This is a genomic window from Streptomyces sp. NPDC002328 (assembly GCF_042890065.1).
In the GTDB taxonomy this organism is placed as follows: domain Bacteria; phylum Actinomycetota; class Actinomycetes; order Streptomycetales; family Streptomycetaceae; genus Streptomyces.
Window position 1 is genome coordinate 12408 of the sequence record NZ_JBIARQ010000017.1, and the last position, 19629, is coordinate 32036.

19 protein-coding genes and 6 pseudogenes are annotated in these 19629 nt (G+C 69.5%); 16 read left to right on the plus strand and 9 right to left on the minus strand.

The window, feature by feature from the left end; all coding sequences use genetic code 11:
- The first annotated feature begins 14 nt into the window (after nt 1-14).
- The gene (locus ACFYX4_RS31930; RefSeq protein WP_389340598.1) at nt 15-1055 is read left to right on the plus strand and encodes a DMT family transporter; all 1041 of its coding nucleotides are present in this window, start codon (nt 15-17) and stop codon (nt 1053-1055) included.
- Nucleotides 1056-1295: 240 nt separating this feature from the next.
- Here the strand turns inward: ACFYX4_RS31930 and ACFYX4_RS31935 are convergent, their stop codons facing one another.
- Genes ACFYX4_RS31935 through ACFYX4_RS31945 form a run of 3 tightly spaced genes read right to left on the minus strand, consistent with a single transcriptional unit; the run spans nt 1296 to nt 4851 of the window.
- A complete protein-coding gene (locus ACFYX4_RS31935) occupies nt 1296-3641 on the minus strand; it encodes an ABC transporter permease (RefSeq protein WP_389340600.1) in 2346 nt (781 codons plus the stop codon).
- Nucleotides 3638-4330: an ABC transporter ATP-binding protein gene (locus ACFYX4_RS31940; protein ID WP_389340602.1), complete on the minus strand. Its 693-nt coding sequence runs from the start codon at nt 4328-4330 to the stop codon at nt 3638-3640. The genes ACFYX4_RS31935 and ACFYX4_RS31940 overlap by 4 nt, the downstream gene beginning before the upstream one ends.
- On the minus strand, nt 4327-4851 hold the full coding sequence (locus tag ACFYX4_RS31945; RefSeq protein ID WP_389340604.1) for a PadR family transcriptional regulator: 525 nt from the start codon (nt 4849-4851) through the stop codon (nt 4327-4329). The genes ACFYX4_RS31940 and ACFYX4_RS31945 overlap by 4 nt, the downstream gene beginning before the upstream one ends.
- Before the next feature lie 481 nt (nt 4852-5332).
- On the opposite strand from ACFYX4_RS31945, the pseudogene ACFYX4_RS31950 reads away from it, so the two are divergent.
- The 11 genes and pseudogenes from ACFYX4_RS31950 to ACFYX4_RS32000 form a co-directional block, all read left to right on the plus strand.
- Nucleotides 5333-5416: pseudogene (locus ACFYX4_RS31950) on the plus strand (hypothetical protein); the annotation flags it as partial.
- Nucleotides 5417-5601: 185 nt separating this feature from the next.
- Nucleotides 5602-6078 carry a helix-turn-helix transcriptional regulator gene (locus ACFYX4_RS31955; protein WP_389340606.1) on the plus strand — a complete coding sequence of 159 codons (477 nt, stop codon included), beginning with the start codon at nt 5602-5604 and terminating at the stop codon, nt 6076-6078.
- Nucleotides 6079-6159: 81 nt separating this feature from the next.
- On the plus strand, nt 6160-6654 hold the full coding sequence (locus tag ACFYX4_RS31960; protein ID WP_389340608.1) for a MarR family winged helix-turn-helix transcriptional regulator: 495 nt from the start codon (nt 6160-6162) through the stop codon (nt 6652-6654).
- Nucleotides 6655-6783: 129 nt separating this feature from the next.
- The gene (locus ACFYX4_RS31965) at nt 6784-7401 is read left to right on the plus strand and encodes a DsbA family protein (RefSeq protein ID WP_389340610.1); all 618 of its coding nucleotides are present in this window, start codon (nt 6784-6786) and stop codon (nt 7399-7401) included.
- Between the two features lie 86 nt (nt 7402-7487).
- Nucleotides 7488-8294 carry an MBL fold metallo-hydrolase gene (locus ACFYX4_RS31970; RefSeq protein ID WP_389340612.1) on the plus strand — a complete coding sequence of 269 codons (807 nt, stop codon included), beginning with the start codon at nt 7488-7490 and terminating at the stop codon, nt 8292-8294.
- Complete coding sequence (locus tag ACFYX4_RS31975) at nt 8285-8707, plus strand: nuclear transport factor 2 family protein (protein ID WP_389340614.1); 423 nt, start codon at nt 8285-8287, stop codon at nt 8705-8707. Before ACFYX4_RS31970 ends, ACFYX4_RS31975 begins: the two co-directional genes overlap by 10 nt.
- Nucleotides 8708-8788: 81 nt before the next feature.
- The gene (locus ACFYX4_RS31980; protein WP_389340616.1) at nt 8789-9487 is read left to right on the plus strand and encodes an alpha/beta fold hydrolase; all 699 of its coding nucleotides are present in this window, start codon (nt 8789-8791) and stop codon (nt 9485-9487) included.
- 130 nt (nt 9488-9617) lie between these two features.
- A pseudogene (locus ACFYX4_RS31985) lies at nt 9618-9710 on the plus strand (GntR family transcriptional regulator); the annotation flags it as partial.
- A gap of 109 nt (nt 9711-9819) precedes the next feature.
- Nucleotides 9820-10194: pseudogene (locus ACFYX4_RS31990) on the plus strand (FtsX-like permease family protein); the annotation flags it as partial.
- Between the two features lie 32 nt (nt 10195-10226).
- A pseudogene (locus ACFYX4_RS31995) lies at nt 10227-10358 on the plus strand (DUF317 domain-containing protein); the annotation flags it as partial.
- Between the two features lie 63 nt (nt 10359-10421).
- Nucleotides 10422-10844: a VOC family protein gene (locus ACFYX4_RS32000; RefSeq protein WP_389340874.1), complete on the plus strand. Its 423-nt coding sequence runs from the start codon at nt 10422-10424 to the stop codon at nt 10842-10844.
- 397 nt (nt 10845-11241) lie between these two features.
- Here ACFYX4_RS32000 and ACFYX4_RS32005 read toward each other — a convergent pair whose 3' ends face one another.
- Nucleotides 11242-11703, minus strand: a complete 462-nt coding sequence (locus ACFYX4_RS32005) for a RidA family protein (protein ID WP_389340877.1) — start codon at nt 11701-11703, stop codon at nt 11242-11244.
- Between the two features lie 148 nt (nt 11704-11851).
- Between ACFYX4_RS32005 and ACFYX4_RS32010 the strand changes: the two genes are divergently transcribed.
- Nucleotides 11852-12205: a ferrous iron transport protein A gene (locus ACFYX4_RS32010; RefSeq protein WP_389340618.1), complete on the plus strand. Its 354-nt coding sequence runs from the start codon at nt 11852-11854 to the stop codon at nt 12203-12205.
- 92 nt (nt 12206-12297) lie between these two features.
- Here the strand turns inward: ACFYX4_RS32010 and ACFYX4_RS32015 are convergent, their stop codons facing one another.
- Nucleotides 12298-12897: a hypothetical protein gene (locus ACFYX4_RS32015; protein ID WP_389340620.1), complete on the minus strand. Its 600-nt coding sequence runs from the start codon at nt 12895-12897 to the stop codon at nt 12298-12300.
- Between the two features lie 275 nt (nt 12898-13172).
- Between ACFYX4_RS32015 and ACFYX4_RS32020 the strand changes: the two genes are divergently transcribed.
- From ACFYX4_RS32020 to ACFYX4_RS32030, 3 genes and pseudogenes are all read left to right on the plus strand, one after another.
- Nucleotides 13173-13586: an SRPBCC family protein gene (locus tag ACFYX4_RS32020; RefSeq protein WP_389340622.1), complete on the plus strand. Its 414-nt coding sequence runs from the start codon at nt 13173-13175 to the stop codon at nt 13584-13586.
- 146 nt (nt 13587-13732) lie between these two features.
- Nucleotides 13733-14113 (plus strand): hypothetical protein, encoded by a 381-nt coding sequence (locus ACFYX4_RS32025; protein ID WP_389340624.1) that lies wholly within the window; start codon nt 13733-13735, stop codon nt 14111-14113.
- 570 nt (nt 14114-14683) lie between these two features.
- Nucleotides 14684-15584: pseudogene (locus ACFYX4_RS32030) on the plus strand (alpha/beta fold hydrolase); the annotation flags it as partial.
- Nucleotides 15585-15905: 321 nt separating this feature from the next.
- Here ACFYX4_RS32030 and ACFYX4_RS32035 read toward each other — a convergent pair.
- The 4 genes and pseudogenes from ACFYX4_RS32035 to ACFYX4_RS32050 all read right to left on the minus strand — a co-directional run bounded on the left by ACFYX4_RS32035 (nt 15906) and on the right by ACFYX4_RS32050 (nt 19457).
- Nucleotides 15906-17213, minus strand: coding sequence for a hypothetical protein (locus ACFYX4_RS32035; RefSeq protein WP_389340626.1), 1308 nt, complete (start codon nt 17211-17213; stop codon nt 15906-15908).
- A 495-nt stretch (nt 17214-17708) separates the two neighbouring features.
- Nucleotides 17709-17993 carry a hypothetical protein gene (locus ACFYX4_RS32040; RefSeq protein ID WP_389340628.1) on the minus strand — a complete coding sequence of 95 codons (285 nt, stop codon included), beginning with the start codon at nt 17991-17993 and terminating at the stop codon, nt 17709-17711.
- A 503-nt stretch (nt 17994-18496) separates the two neighbouring features.
- Nucleotides 18497-18586, minus strand: a pseudogene (locus tag ACFYX4_RS32045) (IS5/IS1182 family transposase); the annotation flags it as partial.
- Nucleotides 18587-18800: 214 nt separating this feature from the next.
- The gene (locus ACFYX4_RS32050) at nt 18801-19457 is read right to left on the minus strand and encodes a hypothetical protein (RefSeq protein WP_389340630.1); all 657 of its coding nucleotides are present in this window, start codon (nt 19455-19457) and stop codon (nt 18801-18803) included.
- Between the last annotated feature and the right edge of the window lie 172 nt (nt 19458-19629).

The following is a 19629-nucleotide window of genomic DNA, read 5'->3' on the forward strand; positions in this document are numbered from 1 at the left end:
CCAGGGTGGGCGATATGAACACACCTTCCGCTTCCCTCGCGCGGCTCGTGCCCGGCATGGTCGGGATGGCGCTGGTGGGCAGCAGCGTTCCCGTCTCGGGCATGCTCGTCGACGCTCCGCTGTTCACGACCCAGGCAGTCCGCTACGCCGCCGCGACCGTGATCCTCCTCGTCATCGCCCGGTTCGCCCGCGCTCGCCTGGTCTGGCCACGGGGACGGGAGTGGCTGTGGCTGGCCGGGATCGCGGTGACCGGTCTCGTGCTGTTCAACGTGGCGGTGGTCCGGGGCGTCGCCCACGCCGAGCCGGCGGCGATCGCCGTCGCGGTCGCCTGTGTACCGGTGATCCTCGGCGTGCTGGGCCCGCTGCTGGAGCGGCGCAGCCCGAGCCGGCAGGTCCTGTTGGCGGCGCCTGTCGTCGTGGCGGGCGCGGTGCTGGTGGAGGGGACGGGCCGCACCGACGCCGTGGGGGTGGCCTGGGCGGCCGTGGCCCTGGGCTGTGAGGCGGCGTTCACCCTTCTCGCGGTGCCGGTCCTGCCAAGGCACTCCCCGTGGGGGGTGTCTCTGCACACGATGTGGCTGGCCGGCGTGATGCTGACCGTTCTCGGCGCGGCCACCGAAGGGCCCTCGGCGGTACGGTCGTTGACCGGAACCCACTGGGCGGCCGTCGGCTGTCTCGCACTGCTGGTGACGGCGGTCGCCTTCGTGCTGTGGTACTCGACGGTCGGCGCGGTCGGATCCGGGCGGGCCGGACTGCTCACCGGCATCGCACCGCTCGCGGCGGCGGCGATCGGCGTCGTCTCGGGCGGCGGTATGCCGAGCGCATCGGTCTGGCTGGGCATAGCAGTGCTGATCCTCGGCCTGCTGGGCGGGCTCCGCCCACGCCGCAGGCCCGAGCGGGAAGCCCGGGCCGGCGATCACGCAGCCGATGCCGATGCCGATGCCGATGCCGCAGCCGCAGCCGCAGCCGTAGCCGTAGCCGCAGTCGATGCCGCGCCCACGCCCGGGCCTTCCAACAACCCGCAGGTGCCACGTCGTGCTGAAACCGGGCGCCGGTGATCGTGGAGTACCAGCGCGGGCACCGACGCCGACCTGTTGACTGAACTACCGGCGGAATCGAGACGGGGAACTGGTGGCCATGGATGATCCGTGGAGCCCTACCGGCTCATCGACCCGGCTGCCTGACGCGAAGGGGGGACAGCTCGCGCCCGCTCGTTCGGCCGCGTCAATGAAAGTCGGCGAGAGCGTCGCGGGCTTGAGCGAGCCTGTCCATCTGGTCCTTCGGGGATGGGTGAGGGGCTATTCGGTGCGCAGGCCCGCTGGGCGCATCATCCGCAGCAGCGGCGGCAGGCTGAGCAGGGTGACCGCGCCGACCACGGCCGCGCCCACGCCGGTCATGGTCAGGACGCTCGCCCAGTCCATGACCACCGGTGTGCGGGTCATCTTCAGCAGCACCGAGCCGAGGGTGACGCCCACCGTCGTGGCCAGTACGAGGCCGAGTCCGACCGGGAGGGCCGTCTGCCACAGGACGGACAGGCTGAGTGTGCGGCGGCGGGTGCCGAAGGCGACCAGCGCGGAGAGCAACTTCCTGCGCTCGCGCAGCTGTTCCAGCTGGGAGACCAGCAGGCTCGCTCCGATCAGTGCCAGCACGAAGGCGGAGCCGACGAACAAGCCGGTGCGGATGGAGGTGTACTTGGCGTCCTCCTCGGTCGCCGACCAGCCGAAGGTCTGCGCCAGAGGGTCGACGCGGACGGCGACGTTGCGTATGTACTCCCGTGAGTCCGGCACCGAGGGATCCAGGCGCAGGTAGACACCGTCCGAGAACATCGCGGGCGCGGCCTCACGGGGCAGGGCGGCGGGGGTGACCAGCAGACTCGTGTAGTCCTGAAGTGAGTCTTTGCGCGCGTCGACCTCCCGGACGTTCGCCGGAACGGTCCAGGGCACCTCGATGCCGCGTTCGCCGCCGTCGTACGACGGGTCGATGTAGAGCTGCCGACCAGGCTTCACCAGGGCGATCTCGGATGCGTTGCTGGGGTCCTCGTAGCCGCTCCGCGTCCGCGTGATGAACACGTCACCGTCCTTGCAGGAGGGCAATGTGGCGAGTTCGCGCAGGGCGGCGCAGTTGCCCACGGTCAGGCCGTTGCTGTTCTCCGGGTCGCGACGTGAGTCCCCGTACGGCAAGCTGGCCAGGGCCACCGCGGCCTGGACACCCTTGGTGCCGGTGAATTCGCGCTCGATGCCGGACAGCGGCTTGGAGTCGCTGAAGGAGACCTGCATCTGGATCCGGTCGGGGTCCTGGCCGGTGTTCTCGGTGTACTGGCTCTGCGTTCCCGTGAAGAGCATCTGGAGCGCGATGGCCCCGGCCACCGCCACGGCGATGCCGTTGACCATGCGGGCGGCAGTGCCGCTGCTCAATTGCAGCCGTCGCACGGCCAGTTGCCAGGACAGCGGGCCCTTGCCGAGCCGGACGACGACCGACTCCACGACCCAGGGCAGCAGGGCGGTGATCCCGATCAGCAGCAGCAGGACGCCGCCGATGACGAGGTACTGGTTGAAGTCTCCGTTCTCGCGGCCCTGGCCGATCATCGGGTAGAGCATCACCAGACCGGCCACCGTCGGCAGCAGCCGCCACCACAGCCGGCGGCGGCTCTGCTTGGCCGCGCGCACGACACCGAGGGGTTCGACGACCACGCCGCGCATCGCGAGCAGCGTGACCAGCACCGCGGCGACCGGCACCGCCACCGCGACCAGCGCGGCGAGCGCGGGAGCGGGGTCGAGGTAGCTGGGCCAGACGCTCACACCCAGCAACTCGCCGCTGCCCAGCTTCTGACGGCTGATCAGGAAGAAGCCGGTGCCCACGGCCAGGCCGAGCAGGGATCCGGCCAGCGCCTCGCCCGCCGCGATCCGCCGGGTCATGCCCCGGTCGGAGCCGACCAGGCGCAGCGCGGCCAGGCGGCGGTCGCGGCGTTCGCCGCCGAAGCGGACGGCGGCGGCGATGAACACGGCGACCGGCGTCAGCAGCACCACGAACACGACCAGGACCATGAGCAGCAGCACCGGGTCGGTCTTCTCGGGCGTCGCGTCCGGTTTGCCGAACGCGGCCAGCCGCGTCACCAGCGAGGAGTCCGTGAGCTTCAACCCCGAGGCGCCCGCGTAGAAGGCCAGTTCGTGCGAGCCGATCAGCCCGCTCTCGCCGATCGTGCCCGTGATCTTGTACGGCAGGCGTTCCCGCAGCAGTTTCGCGTCGCCCGAGTCCAGCAGGTCCTTGAGCGCGGGGGAGACCACCATCTCGCCCTGGCCCGGGAAGCGGTCGACCCCCGGGGGCAGCGGTGCCCGCCCGCCCTCGGGTTCGACGAACCGGCCGCGGATGTCGTCGTCGTGCCAGGTGGTGTCGGCCGCGCCGATCAGGAGAGTGTTGTCGGCCTTGGGCGGCACCGTCAGGGAGTACACGTTGGCGTAGCGGGCGTCCTCCACCTTGCTGCGGGAGGCGAGCACGTTGGGCATCGCGGTGCACAGCAGGAGCAGGGCCACGCCGAGGCCGACGCCGACCGCTGTCAGCGTCATGCGGGCCCAGCCCTCGCGGCCGCCGGTGACGGCGAACCGGGCTCCCATGGCCAGGTCACGAGACCACTGGCGCGGGCTCATACGGCGCGCTCCATGTTCCGGGACTTGCCGTCGCGCACGACGATCTCGCGGTCGGAGTAGGAGGCCACCCGTGTCTCGTGGGTGACGAGGACGACGGCGGCGTCGGTGGAGCGGGCCGCGTCGGTGAGCAGTTGCATCACGCGCTCGCCGTTGTGGGAGTCGAGCGCGCCGGTCGGTTCGTCGGCGAACAGCACCCGGGGGCCGGTGACCAGTGCGCGGGCCACGGCGACGCGTTGGCCCTGGCCGCCGGAGACCTCGCCGGGCCGCTTGCCCGCCAGGTCGTCGACCTCCAGGCGTTCCATCCACCTGAGCGCCGCCCGCTCGGCCTCCTTGCGGGAGGTGCCGTTCAGCCGCAGGGGAAGGGCGACGTTCTCCACGCAGGTCAACTCGGGCACGAGCTGCCCGAACTGGAACACGAAGCCGAACTCGGAGCGGCGCAACGCGCTGCGCTGGGCGTCGCTCATCGTCGCCATCTCGCGTCCGTCGTAGGTGATCGACCCGGAGTCGGGAGGCAGGATGCCCGCGAGGCAGTGCAGCAGCGTGGACTTGCCGGACCCGGAGGGGCCCATGACGGCGACGACCTCGCCGGGGTGGATGGCGAACCCGGCGCCGTCGAGGGCGTGGGTGTGCCCGTAGGTCTTGCGCAGGTCCTGCGCGGTGAGCAGGGAACGAGGGGGAGAGGTGGTCATCGGGCTACCGCCTCACGGAGTTTGTCGAGTCGGGCGGCGGTCAGCTCCAGCCAGCGCAGGTCCGCCTCCAGGTGGAACAGGGCGTGGTCGCAGATCAGTTGGTCCGCCAGATCGCCGTTGCGCTTGCGGTCGGCCAGGACGCGCATGCTGCGCAGATGCTCGGAGCGCTGGGTGTCCAGGATGTCGGCGGCATCCCGGTGAGTGAGCAGCGCGAGGACGACTTTGACGTAGAGGGCCGACTGGAGGTACTCCTCCGGCTTCTGCGGTGTCGCGAGCCACTGCTCGACGTCGGTGACGCCGGCATCGGTGATCGCGTAGCGCCTGCGTTCCGGGCCGCCGCCGGTCTCGACGGCGTCGACTTCGACGAGGCCGTTCTTCAGCAGCCGGGACATCGTCGAGTAGACCTGGCCGTAGTGCAGCGGCCGGTCGTGACCGAACTTCTCGTCGAAGGCCCGCTTCAGGTCGTATCCGTGCCGCGGGCCGGACTCCAGGAGCCCTAAAAGGGTGTGACCGATGGACATGACCTGCACTCTACACTCTGTGTATACGTGGCATGTATACACCGGGTGTTTAGCTCATGCCGGGGTGTACTGCGGTGCAGGTGAGGGCGCCGGGGTTTCCGACCATTACGGTTCGGAAACTGGCAGAGTGTGGTCTGCATGTAGCTGTGGATGCGGACCGCGCCCTTGTCGAGGACCGTGACCGTGCCGTTCATGAGGGTGCTCCCTGCGGTGGAGGCGGCCTTGCGTCGCCTTGATGTCCTCCGCCATCGCCGCGAAAGCGCAGGCGGACGAGATACGCTGGAGACCCGGCATGGTGAATCGCGGACATCCTGGAGCCAGTGATGCATCCGGTGGATCTTGACGAGGCGGACCCCTCCCGGGGCGGGGCGACCCCCGGCTCGACTTCGATCCCCCCGAGGAACGCGTCCCCGGATTCGAGATCACCGACCTGGCCACCCTGCACGAGCGCCGCCGACGCCGAAGCGGTCGGCTCGACGCGGTGCATCGGGTCGACTTCCATACCCTGACCCTCGTCACCGAGGGCAGCGGCGAACACGCCGTCGACTTCGTCGTCCACCCCTGCCGCCCCGGCACCCTGCTCTGGATCCGCCCCGGACAGGTACAGCGCTTCGTGCGACCGGCCACCACGAACGGCACGCATCTGCTGTTCACGCCGAACTCCCGCCCCACTCCAGCAGCGCCGACCGGCTGCTCAACGAGTGGTACGGGACCGCGTGTTGGCAACTGGGCGGCCGTCCCGAGTACGCGGTGCTGTCCACCCTGCTCGGCCGACTCCGCGCGGAATACGGCCGACCGGAGCACACGGTGTCGGCGAAGATCCTCCAACTCCTGCTCACCACGGTGCTGTTGCAGGTCGACAGGCTGCCCCACCCGGACGGCGGCGACGCGCACGCCGGCGGGGAGGTCTACGCCCGCTTCCGCGCCGAGCTGGAACGCTCCTACGCCGTCACCCGCCGCGCCGCCGACTACGCCCACCGTCTCGGATACACCGTCAAGACACTCACCCGCGCCTGCCTGGCCGTGACCGGGCAACCCGTGAAGCACGTCATCGACGGACGGGTCGCTCTGGAAGCCCAACGGCTGCTGGCCCACACCGACGAACCGGTCGCGACCATCGCCCGCCGTCTGGGCTTCCCCGAGCCCAGCAACTTCGGCAAGTTCTTCGCCCGCCACACCGGCGTGACGCCCGGCGCCTTCCGGCTGGCTCACCAGGGCCGGCGGTGAACCGGTGACCGGCCGGTCCCGTGCCGGTGCGAACATGATCGGTGAGCGGGGTGCGAGCAGAAGCGGAAGGGGCGCAGGACCATGGACGAGCAGGCGGAGATCTCGACGCCGGCGGAGGCGGCGAACAACGCGCTGATCCTGGCCTTCGGGCGGCTGCAAGGCGCGGCGAACCGGCTGGAGTACATTCTGGGCCGGGCGCTGGAGGTGGAGTGCGGCATCAGCCATCTGACGTTCGAGGTGCTGCTCATCCTGGGGCGGGCGGGAAAGCCGGGGCTGCCGATGCGGGCCATCGCCCAGGAGCAGGTGCTGACCACGGGAGGGGCGACCCGGCTGGTGGACCGCATGGCGGCGGCCGGTCTGGTCGACCGGGTCGAGGATCCCGACGACCGGCGCGGGCGGCTGGTGCGCCTGACCGCGCTGGGGGAGGAGACCACGGTGGCCGCGGCCCGGGTGCACAGGGAGAACATCAGGCGGTACTTCCTGGCGCCCCTCCCGGTCGAGGAACGCGACCGGTTCGCGGAGAACCTCCGCGTACTCAGTCATACAGCGCGCAACACGCTGCCCCGGCTCCCCTGACGGGCGGTCGCTGTGCGTCGAGCGGGGACACCTTCTGTTCGATCATGGGAATATCTGACTAGTCAGGTATCGTTGGTCCGGTGAACCGCCCGCATCAGGCGGGTCCCACACCTTTCGCCGAGGTCCTCCATGAAGCTCGTCCACGTTTTCGATGCCTACTGCGGCTGGTCCCACGGGTTCTCCGCGACACTGCTCGAGGTGGTGTCCCGGCACCCGGAACTCCCGGTCGAGGTGGTCTCCGGCGGTCTGTTCACCGGTCAACGCCGGGTGCCGATCCGGGAGTTCGGATACGTCCAGGGCGCGAACGCCAAGATCGCGGAGCTGACCGGCGCCGAGTTCGGTGCGGCGTACGAGCGGCTGATCGCCGACGGATCGTTCGTGATGGACTCCGAGGCCGCCGCCCGCGGTGTGGCCGCTCTGCGTCAGGCCGCCCCCGCGAGAGCGGCCGAACTGGCCGCCGCCGTGCAGCACGCCTTCTACGTCGACGGCCTCAGCCTGTCCGAGACGGCCACCTACCGGAAGATCGCCGAGCGGCACGGCCTGGACGCCGACGCCGTCGCCGCCGCTTTCGAGGCGCCCAAGGCGCGGGCTGCGGCCGAAGCCGACCGCGTCCGCGCCGCAGAGCTGGGCGTCCACGCCTTCCCCACCCTCCTCGCCGTCGACGGCGACCGTGCGGCCGTCCTGGCTCGCGGCCACGCCGGCGCCGTCGAGGTGGAGCGGGCGCTATCGCTGGTGACCCCGGCGTAGCGCTCCGCCGGCGGCGTTCACCGCTTCCCGTACCTCCTGACGCGACCCCCGTCCCCAGTCCGCCGTCCCCCCTCCAAGGAACCGCCATGAGCACCCTGTCCTTCAAGGTCCTCGACCTGGACTTCCCCGCCGGCAGCAAGAACAAGACCGCCACCCTCGTCACCGGCGAGAACGACGCCCTGCTGGTCGACGCCGCCTTCACCCGCGCCGACGGCCATCGTCTCGCCGCCGAGATCCTCGACTCGGGCAAGAAGCTGACCACCGTGCTCGTCAGCCACGCCGACCCCGACTTCTACTTCGGGGCCGAAGTGCTCGCCGACGCCTTCCCCGACGCGACGTTCGTCGCCACCCCGACCGTCATCGAGCACATCCAGCACTCCTACGAGGGCAAGCTCAAGGCGTGGGCGGCGCTCGGCCCCAACCTGCCGACCCGCCTGGTCGACCTCGAGCCGCTGACCGGCGACCTCACGCTGGAGGGCCACCGCTTCGAACTCAGGGGAGGCTCGGCCGGTCTGCCCGACCGCCACTACCTGTGGCAGGCCGAGCACCGCGCCCTCCTCGGCGGCGTCCTGCTGTTCCAGCAGGAGCACGTCTGGGTCGCCGACACCCCCACCCCCGGCGACCGCGCCGCCTGGATCGACCTCCTCGACGAGATGGCCGCCCTCCAGCCCGAACTGGTCGTGCCCGGCCACCGCCTGCCCGGCACCCCTGCCGACGCCTCCGCCATCACCGCCACCCGCGACTACCTCGTCGCCTTCGAGGAGGAGCTGGGCAAGGCCGCCGACGGTGCGGCGCTGACCGAGGCGCTGGTCGAGCGCTATCCCGACAACGGCATGCTGATCGCCGCCCAGATCGGCGCGAAGGTCGCCAAGGGAGAGATGAAGTGGGGCTGAACCAGGCCGAGTTCGCCACCTCCACCGCGCCCGCCGACGTCGTGCGCCGCCAGTACCTGGCCTCCGCGGCCGGCGACCTGGAGGCGCTGCGCGCCACCCTCGCCCCCGACGTGGAGTGGACGGAGATGGCCGGCTTCCCGCTGGCCGGCACCTACCGCACCCCCGACGGGGTCACCTCCGGTGTGATGGAGCAGTTGGGCAAGGAGTGGGACGGCTGGACCGCCCACGACGACACCTATGTCGCCGACGGCGAGAACGTCGTCGTCCTCGCCCGCTACACCGCGACCAACAAAGCCACCGGCAAGCCGATCGACGTCCGCGTCGCTCACCACTTCACCGTCCGCGGCGGCCTGATCGTCCGCTTCGAGCAGTTCGTGGACACCGCGCACGTCCGCGACGCGATGACCGCCTGATCCGCCCGCACCACCGGCCGCGACCCGCGACACAGAAGCGCCGCACCGTGGGCCACGGCCCCCCACCTGAGGATCCAGCTGATGAACCCCACCGTCGTGCTGGTGCACGGGGCGATGCACACTCCGTGGATCTTCGACCCGCTGCGCGAGCGGCTTACCGCCCGCGGCATCGCCTCGTACGCCGTGCAACTCCCCAGCAGCGCCCCCGACAGCGCCGCCGCCCGAGGACTGACCGACGACGTCGCGGTGCTCCGGGCCGCGGTCGAGTCCGTCGACGGGCCGGTCGTGCTCGCCGCCCACTCCTACGGCGGTGTGCCCGCCACCTGGGTCGCCGCCGAAGCCGCCCAGGTAGCCGGACTCGTCCACATCGCCGCCTTCGCACTCCAAGCCGGCACCTCGATGCTGGAGTGGATGGGCGGCGACTTCCCACCCACCTGGATCCGCTCCGCCGACGGCCTCGCAGTCAAGGCGGGAGACGCGGAACAATCCATCTTCAGCGGTGTCGACCCCACCCTGACCGCGGAAGCAGTGGAACGCCTCAACTGGCAGGGCATGCGCGCCTTCACCGAGAAACTGGGCGCCGCGCCGGCGGACGTTCCGCTGACGTACATCGTGGCCACCGAGGATCCGGCGCTCCCGCCCGCCGTCCAGGAACAGTGGGCCGAGCGCGCCGCCCACAGCGTCCGCATCCCGTCCGGGCACTCCCCGCACCTGTCCCACACGGCCGAGGTCACCGACGCCGTCGCCCAGGCGGTCGCACGGGCCGTCACCGGCGGGTGACGTCGGCTCTCATGTCGTCGGCGGGGCGGTGAGGACGAACGCGAAGTCGGCGGACTTCGCTGAACGGCTCTACACGTGGGATGTGTTGCTACGGTGCCGCTGCGCACGCACGAAGGAGGGACGGCGACGCATGTCACTCACGGACAAGGCCATCGACCGCATTCGGGAGCTCATCCAGTCCGGTGAACTCCCGCCGGGAGCCAAGCTGCCCCCCGAGCAAAAGCTCGCCATGGACCTCGGTCTGTCCCGCAACTTGATGCGGGAAGCGGTGAAGGCGCTGGTCGTCTCGCGCCCCTGGCGTTCGGCCGCGCCGATCACGGCGTGGGTGCTCGGAGACCTACGACTCCATCCGCACCGGTCTGTTCGCCGGCGCCGCCTGCGTGCTGGCGCTGATCGGCGCGAGCCTGCTGGTGTCGCAACTGGAGTAGCTGGAGCAGCTGCGCGAGCGCCGCAAGCTGCTGTCGTCGCTGCTCGCCTTCGGCACCCGGCGCCGCACGCTGTGCCTGTCCGTGCTGTGGCAGACGGCGATCCCGATCGGTCTCGGCCTGGCGCTGGCCACGGCGGTCGGACTGACACTGGGCGCGGCGCTGCTGCAAATGACGGACACGCCGGTGGGCGTGGACTGGGCGAGCGTGCTGTCGATGACCGGCATTGCCACCGTCGTCGTCCTGCTGGTGACCGTACTCAGCCTGCCACCACTGCTGTGACTGATGCGCCCGGACGGCCTGCGCACCGAGTGAACGAGGCGAGGCCGGCTGGGTGGCAGGCGCGGGCAGCACTCGCGCCAGGCGCACCGCGCCTGTGGGCGGCGTCGTTCAGCGGCGGCGTCCCGCACGACCGCGTGGCCGCATTCGCCGCCGCTCTCAACCCGACCGCGCCGGTCCGGCGCGCGCCGAGTGGTCCGGCTCCATCGGTCCTGTGGCAAGATCGCCGGATGCTACGACTAACCGACTTCATCATCGATTGCCCGGACACGATGAAGCTGGCGGCCTTCTACTCCGAGGTGACGGGGCTCCCGGTCAAGGAGGGCAGTGACGAGAACTGGGCCGGTATTCAGTTCGGCGACATCGAACTGGCCTTCATCCAGGTGGAGGACTACCGCGCCCCGCAGTGGCCCGACAGCGAGCACCCCAAGCAGTTCCACCTCGACTTCGAAGTCGACGACATCGAGGCCGAACAGCGCCGCCTCCTGGCCCTCGGCGCGACCCTGCAACGGGACTGCACCGGCCCCGACGGCTACGGGTTCCGCGTCTACACCGACCCCATCGGCCACCCCTTCTGCCTCTGCCGCAACAAGGGTGTCATCTGGACCGATCAGGGCCTCATCTGGCCCAAGCGCGACCAGGGCGTGTCGTGAGGGAGCTGAGCGGCGGCGTGTCCTGATCGGGAAGGAGTGAGGTCTCCGGGACGGGTTCATCGACCAAGAAGAACCGGACACCGGAGACCTCGTGGCCACCGTAGGCGGCCCTCGGAACGGATCGGCTGCGAAGTAGGCACGGGCCAGCGCGAGTTCGAGCGCGCACTCAGGTCCGGGAGCCGCGGTTCGGCCTGGCGCCCACCCCGTGACCCCGCGTTGATGTGGTTCCGGCCGGGGACCGCGTCGCGAGCCGCCCTGCGTCACGCGGAAGAGTCGCGAGCCGCCCTGCGCCACGGGGACGATTCGCCCTGCGTCACGCGGAAGAGGCAGCCCGCGTCACGCTGACGAGGCGGCTTCTGGGAGCGTGACGCCGAATTCCTCTGCCCTCGCCGTGAGTTCACGCCACACCTTCGGTGCCACAGGCACCCTCGTCCCGGCGCGCTCCTCTCCTGTCGGGCAGCGCCACGGTGAGGTCCACCTCAACGAGCTGCCCCGTGAAGCCGAGTTGCGCAACACCCAACAGCGTGCTGGCGGTGGTGAACGCCGGGCCGAGAGCCGAGTCGGTGAGCCGACGCCAAGCGATACCCAGAACGTCTCTGTCGTCGCTCCGCACGTAGATCACCGAGCGCACCACGTGTTGTGGCTCGGCATCCACCGCAGCCAAGGCGGCGAGTGCGTTCGCGATGACCTGGTCGACTTGCGCCTCGAGCGATCCGGAACCAACGAGGGAACCGCTCCGATCGAGCGGGCACTGCCCGGCCAGGTAGGCCGTACGACCGGTCTCCACCACGGTGATGTGGTGATAGCCAGGCGTTTCGTGCAGTTGCTCGGGGTTGATACGAGTGATCTTCGCAGTCATGTGAGCAAGTTTGACCGGCATTCCGCCGGTGCACATCGCAATTTGTCCCACCGGACGATACTCGCAGCAGCCAGAGGGTTGAAGAACAAGCTCAGCCTGTTTTTTTATCTTCTGGCGTTTGTGAAGTGGCGCGGGCAGGGTGGGCGGCATGACAGACAGCTCCGACTCTGTTTCTGCGGATGCAGATGACCGTCAGGCGATAGAGCACATCCTCGGTCGTCCTTTGAGTGAGACGTGGCCGGCGGGTGCGTTGGCACCCGGCAGTCGGGTTACCGTCGTTCGTGCCCCGGACTGGGACGGTCCTTGGCAGGTCGAGTTTCCTGGAACGATCGATGCCATGGGGGCACCCGAACCCAACGAACATGCACAGGCGTTCAGTGGCGAGCTGCTGTACTGGGTCACCTTCGACACACCGCAGTACGACAGCGACGGGGGCGGCCCCTATCGCAAGGCCCAGATTTGGGGTCGGTACCTGAGGGCCGAGCCGGAGCCCGAAGGGTAGGGATGCCGCAGGTGATGTTGCCACGCTCGAATCTACGAGTCTCTGACTGCGCAGCGGCATGTGCCGGCATGGCTTTCTTCGGGGGGCGGTGCTCACTGGTCAGGGTCGGGCCAAGTCGCCACAAGGGCGCGCCGGTCTGGAAAGCGGGGGCCGGAGATCATCTCGTTCGTTGTCTCACCGTTGAGCCAGCACACTTGCTCGGGGCCGCCGTCGCCGATGTCGAACAGGCAGCACACTCCGCCGCCGGCGGCGGTGAGGCCGGTGAACGCGTCCCTGACGTGAACCGACCGCGCGAACATACGGCTCATTTCCGACGTCGCTGCCCAGAACCGCATGGACGCGTAATGAGGGTGCAGGGAGGACCGGAACCGGATCGTCAGGTAGATGTACCCGATCTGGATGCGCCCGTCCGCCTCGGGGTCAGGGCCGTTCGTCTTCGCGTACTCGCGCAGTGCGTCATCGACGTCGCACATGATGGACGTGTCGAGCTCGAGTGTGCTGTCGGCGGAGCAGTCGACCGGATCGCTCTTGAAGTGGGACGTGAATGGGAGGACGAGCTGTTCGCCGCCGGGCAGTCTGAGTTCGAGCGGCGGCACCTTACGGGGCGGCGGCGCCAGCTCGGCCAGATGGGCGAGCGTCCTGGCGACGTTCCGGGGACGCAGGTAAATGTCGTAGCTGTAAGTCAGTCCCATTTTCCCCCTCTGCTGGTCCGAACCGAATCTCTCATGACCCGCCCCTGGGGCACCTGCCGATTCCGAGGGGCGGTTCGTGCGGTGATGCTGCTTTCCCGGTGACAGGTGACTCGGAGTCGTCCCTTCGCAGACCCTGAGGATCGTGGCGACGCGTAGCCGGTGACCACCCGAGCGGACCAGAAACCCCCTGTGGCCGTCAGACCGGGTGCCGCTTACCGGGCGATGAACGTCGCACTCCGTTTCGGGCTGCCGCCGGTGCGGGCACAGCGAACACCATGGGTAACTACGACGACTCGATCACCGTGGCAGTCTCGCCGGAGCGGCTCTTCTCCTACCTCGCCGACGTGCAGAACCTGCCCCGCTACATGCCCCGGCTGACCTCCGCCCGCCCCCACGACGGCGACCGCGTCACCGTCACCGCCCACATCGACCCGCCCGACGCCCCCGAGCAGGACGTCACCAGCGAAGCCTGGATCCGCGTCGTAGAAGAAGGCAAGAGCCTCGAGTGGGGCGCACCCGGCCCCCACGACTACCGCGGCCGCCTCCACGTCGCACCTGGCGACGATCCGGCCAACTCCCGCCTCACCGTGGAACTGCACACCGAGAGCACCGAGGGAGCCCAGGTCGACCACGGCTTGGAAGAGGCACTGCACGGCATCAAGAGCGCCGTCGAGGCCGCCGAACACTGACGCAGCCTCACCAGCGGGCGGCTCCGCCTGGTGCCGTCCATCGACGAGACGTCGCAACGGCACCCGGGTTCCGGCAAGGCGCCCGCAGCCGGTACATGCGGCCAGGACGCGCAGGCACCATGCACTCAACGACAAGGAGCACCGACATGTCCGCAACGCTGCTACGCGTGCTGGGCGCGGCAACCGCCGCCTACAGCGTGGCGATCATGATCCGGCCCGCGTGGCTGGCCAGACCATGCGGACTCACACGCGCCGACGGCACGGTGCCCGCGCCCACCGCACTGCTTATCCGAGCCATCGGCGCCCGCGACGCGGCCCTCGGCACGGCCATGCTGCTGGCACCGGACCTGCGGTCGCTCCGTACCGCGACGGCATGCCGCGTCGCGGCCGACCTGTCCGATGCCGCCCTGTTCGGCACGGCGCTCCCCGACCGAGCCGGCCGGGCCAAGGCCGCCGGGGCCGCCGCCACCTGGGGAGCGTTGTGCGCCGCGGCCGCCAGCACCACGCGGGCGCGCGCGTGCCATTGACCTCCAGGACGGGACACCTGAGGCCGATGTTCCTGAACTTCCTGCGGAGCAACCTTCCTGCGAAACCTGCGACCAGGAGTCAACTGTCCGACATCGTCGGTGCCACTGAGCCTGGGGAGCGACTCCTGATCAACTGTGAAGGCTGACCACACCGGACGATCAGCACGACAAGCTGACGCGTGACGACATCCTTGATCTGTAGGGCCTCCAGCTATGGCGCGTTGAGTCGTGATCAATGGGCGGCCCGGGTGAGGACTTTGATTCAGATCATCGAGATGCGTAGGTGGCGATACCGCGGCCTTTAGCTTGTTGATCAGCCGTTCGACGGTGTTCTTCCTTGCAGAGGTGGCGTCGGGGCTGACGGGCCGACCGAGGCTGTCATGGAGCCCCTGCCCTGACCCGCCCTGACCTTCTGCCCTTGCGCCCGATCACCCTGATATGTCCCCGACTCGACCCGGAAAAGCCCCTGACAGGGGCGCTGCATGAGCGACAGCGCACCTAACGTGACGAGGGTGCCCCGGCCGGGTCCGCACGCCTGACACAGCCCCGTTCTCTTCACGAGGAGGATCGATGCCGTCAAGGGGCAGATCCGCCCTGCGCCGCATCGCCGCGCAGGGCACGGCCATGGCCCTGGGAGCCGCCATGGTCGTCATCACCGGCGTAGCCGCCGCTCCCGCGGTCCACGCGTCGCCGCCTGCCACAAGAACCTTGCCGTGGGCTCCGTGTGACGCCCCGGAGAAGCCGGGAGCCGAGTGCGCCACCTTATCGGCACCGGTCGATTGGGCCCATCCGGACGGGCCGAGACTCAACCTGGCTGTGGCCCGCCGCAAGGCCGCCGACCCCGGCGCACGCGTCGGTTCGATGGTGTTCGGCCCCGGCGGGCCGGGTGACTCGGGGGGTGGAGATGGTGGTCGGCCGTATCAGTCGGTTCAGCCCCGAGGTCCGCCGCAGGTTCGACATCGTCAGCTTCGACCCACGTGGCGTGGGTGGCAGCAACCCCGTGACCTGTTCCGGCGACCTCCTTGCTGAGCGGCCGTCACCGGCGCTGAAGAGCCAGGCGGACTTCGACGCCATCATGGCGTACAACAGGCGGCTCCGTGCCGACTGCCGGGCCCGTACCGGCCCGGTGTTCGACCACCTTGACACCGCCCAGACGGTCCGGGACCTGGACACACTCCGGGCCGCCCTCGGCGAGCGGAAACTGACCTTCCACGGCAGCTCGTACGGCACGCTGCTCGGCGCGCAGTACGCCGAGACCTACCCGCGCCGCGTGCGCGCGATGGTGCTGGAGAGCGTCATCGACCACAGCGTCCCGAGCACCCGTGACTTCCTGGAGTCCGAGGCGGCGACGGCAGAGGATTTATTCCGGGAGTTCGTGAAGTGGTGCGACGGAGCCGCCAACTGCGCGCTGCACGACCGCGACGTCCGCGCCGTCTGGCAGGGGCTGTTGGCCCGGGCCGGGCGCGGCAAGCCGGTCCGGATCTGTCTGGAAGGCGGATTCTGCCGGAACGGCGATTGTGACGCGCAGGCAACTCACTCAAGGCAGTGGAGGTTGATCGCGCCGTTCCTCCCGAAGCGCGAGCACGAGCCTGCACCGCGAGCCCGTGCGCAGGCAAGGCATCCTGATCCGAGGAGGTCGGCGCAGTTGGCGACAGCCGTGTGAGAGCACGTGAAAGACGAAGCCCCGCCGGATGTTCCGGCGGGGCTTCGGTCGTGCATGTCGTACAGGTCTCCCAGCGCATCAGTCTGCAGAGGGTGCCGTGGAGCCAGGCCTGTGGTTGACGGCCGACGGTCAGGCGTCGCCCGTGGACCTGCGTCGGCGCGCGGCGACGACCGCTCCGGCACCGAGTGCGACGGTGGCGGCGCTGGTCAGGGCGATCGGCCCCATCGCCGAGGAAGAGCCCGTCTCGGCGAGGCTGCCTCCGGCACCGGCTCCCGTGGCCGTCGTACCGATCACCTGCTGGGACGCGCCCCCCTGCGCCGAGAGGCCTGCATTGTTGCCGGGCTTCGCCGCAACAGGTCGCTTGTCGTCGTTCTGGTCGGGCTGGCTGGGCTCGGCGTCGTCGGCCGGGTCCGGCTTGCTGCCCACAGGCGTGAGCTTGAAGTCGTAGCGCTTCATCGGGCCCAGTACACAGGGGTTGTACGCGTCGGAGGCGTCAGCGGCGAGGAGGGCGAAGGCGTCGACGTTCTTGGCCGCGGAGTCGACCGTCATGCGCAGCTTCACGTCGCTGCGCTCGCCCGGCTTCATGGCATCGACATGAGCGATGTGCTCCGGGCTCTCACCGGTCAGGGTCTGCCAGGCAGAGCCGTCGGACCATTCGACCTTGAGGAGGTTCTTCTTCGCACCGGGGCCTTCCCCGGCCCCGTAGAAGAACACCAGGCGATCCACGGTCAGCGTGCGCTGGGTGCCGTTGGTCATACGCAAGGTGAAGTCGACGGTGCTGCCGGCGGCAACCTTGGCCGGCAGCCCCACCGCGAGCGAGGTCAGCCCGTTCTCCCGGACGCACTCCTTGGCGGTGGCGAGCGCCTTGTCGGCGGCCTCCTTGGCCGCCCGGGCCTTGGCCAGGGCCTGCTGGAGCTGGCTGTACTTGCGGACGGCCGCCACCCGGGCGTCGTCGAGTGCGGTGCCGGCCCGCTTTGCCTCCGCGTCAGCCTCCTGCTGGGTCGCGACCGCCTTCGTCAGGTCGCCCTCGGCAGCCTCGAGGACCCGCTGGGCCTCGGCCTTGTCGGTGTCGCCTTCAGCCGCTTCGAGCTTGGCCTTGGCGTCCGCGACCGCCTTCTTGGCCGCGTCCGTCGTGGCGGCGGCCTCCTTGGCCGCCTTGCCCGCGGCGATCACGGCCGCCTTGAGCGGGTGTGTGTCCGAGTTCAGGGCATCGAGGGCGGCTTCGACCTCTTTGCGCCCCTCCGCCTCGGCGGTGACGGCCGCATCGAAGGTCTTCTTCGCGTCGGTGGCCGCCTTCACCAACTCCGCGTACGTCGGCTGGTTCTGCGTCGACCCCGCGGACGTCCCGGCGGCTATGGCCGGAGCGGCGGTGAGCAGCGCGATGGGGGTGGCGACCGTCACGGTGGCGGCGACGGCAAGGGAACGGCGGAATCTCACGTAGGTCCTTTCAAGACCAGCGACGGCCATCTGGCGACACACTTCGGCAGCCAGGAACTTGTCGATCTTATAGTCCGGGCAAAGGGAAGGATCATCCTTTTTTCCGGACGTGCTGCTCCAAGCTGCGTTCCTGATCGCCGAGTTGCAGTGTGTGGGTGCCTGGGTTGTGCCGACGTTCTGGAACTGTCCTGCTTCTCGCAGTGGCTGCCGGCCGGTGTGGTGAACCAACCGGATCCGCGGTGGCCGCCGGGCGCGACGGCTGGGTGAACTCCCGTAGCGGCAGCGGGTATGGGCTCGCATCCGAAGGGGTGGCGACCACCTGCCGCCGCGATGGCCGGACCGGGCCCCGCTCGGCCCCATCGGTTCCATCTCGACCTGGAGGTCGAAGGTCTGGGACGGGCATGGGAGCAGGTCCGTGTAGGGGGGGCCATGCTGCTGAACGCAGGCGACTGACCGGGGAGTTGGCGCATCCTGGCCGAATGTTTGACCAAAACCCTACGCGACCCAGCAGTAGACACCTTGGCCCTGGCACCGGGCGCCCATGACGAGAGCAGCCAGATCACCCAGGATCACGAAAGCGATCTCGGCGTCGATGACCTCACCGTCCTCTGCGCGGCATCCCTTCAACTCGGACCGTTCGATGAGTTCCTCGAAGCTGCCGCCGGCGAGAAGGCACTCCCACTCGACCACAGCTTCTTCGGGATCGAAGTTGCCGAAAAGAGAGCGACTTGAATGCGCGTCGCGGCCCGGTTTGAAGAACCAGAGCCGCTGACGCGTCATCCGGAGCCGCGAAGAACTCGACGATGATGCTCACCCGAGCATCATGCCGAACCGCCCTCCACCGTGATCGGCCGGACAGCGCCCAGTACTCACTCACCGACATCCCCGGCAACCCCGACGGCGCGGCAATCTCCCCGGCCCGCTGCCGTCCCCGTCGACGCCCACCGCCTTCCAGTGCGTCCCTGCCGCCAACCTGCTCTCCAGCCTCGGCTTTCGCGCCGACGTCCTCCACCAACGTCGACACCACCCAAGTCCTCCTGTAGCGGGGGCAGTTCATCCTCCCCGAGGCGAGCTTCCGCACTCCAGCGCAGGTGGGCCCAGGGCGTTGAAAAAGAGCAGGAATGACCGCATTCTCCTGATAGCGTCAGGAGGCGCGCCGCAACCGCCCCGGACTGTCGCCCGCAGCCGCAACCAAGAGCTCGCCGTGTCGGCGGCGCCGGGTGGGCCGCGGTGTGACCGGAGCGGTGGAGTGCGGCTCCTGATGAGGGGGCGAATGATGTGGTGGGGAGCTGCTGCAACGTGCGTCCCGAGGTGGCCACGAACGTGATCGCAGCGAGAACCTCCCTGTCACCGTGACGGTGCCGGACCCCGCCCCCGCTTCAAGGCCTGCGCAGGCCCGCTCCCACAGCGACGAGTCCTGCATGGCCTCCGCTCGGTCGTCGGCCCGCAACACCCGGCACAGGAATTCCGTCATGCCGCAGTCGAAGCGGGTCCAGGCGTCGTCGCCGTGGCTGAAGAGCACCACCGGCCAGTCTTGGGTTTGCCGTGGGTGTCTCGTGATTGCCGGGGGGTGCGTGATGGCCGGGCTCAGACTGCGTCGTGGTCTGCTGCTGCGGCGGCCCAGCGACGGATGTGCTGGTCGGGGTGGGCCTGGGCGGACGCGACTGTGCTGTCGAGGAGGTTGTGCAGGCGTCGTGGGTAGGCCGCTCGGGAGGTGGGCAGGCCGTGCAGGACACGGTGGCGCATCCGCAGATCGGTTGCCTCGGCGAGCACCCGCATAGAGGCCTCCAGCCAGGCCTCCTTCACGTCTTGCGACTCGTCCAGGGCAGGATCACGTACCCCACCGGCTGCGTACGCTGGTGACCGATCTGGGCGCAAAGGCACATGGGCGCAGTACCAGGCCCGCACAGCACCCGCGCGCTCGGCATCCGTGCCGAACCGTAGATACTCGACCAATGCCGCCATCACGCGACGGCGTCCGAACGCATAGACCGCCGGCTCGACGAACCAGCGGCAGAAGCTGGGATCGGGGTCGTACACGGCTGCCGCCATCAGCGGGGCGAACAACTCCTCGGGCAGGTGCGCACGTTCGAGCAGTGGTCGACGCACCGCATGGGCGAGGTGGCGGGCCGGGCGGTCGTCCGGCTCCGTGGCGACGTTGTCGATACTGAGCTGCCGGGCAATCTCCGTCACGCATATCAGGAATGAACGCGGTTCTGTGCCGCTCTGTTCGTCTTCGGTCACGACTGCATTCTGGACTGGCAACCTCGGCAGGGACAGCCCGCCGTTGGCCGCTGACCCCTGAGCGGAACAGTCAGTGGACAGGCTGGAGGTGACGCAGGATGTTACGGATGCGGAGGGAGCCGTGGTGAACGCGGCGGAAGCGTGCATCGATGAATGACGCAATAAGAGGAGT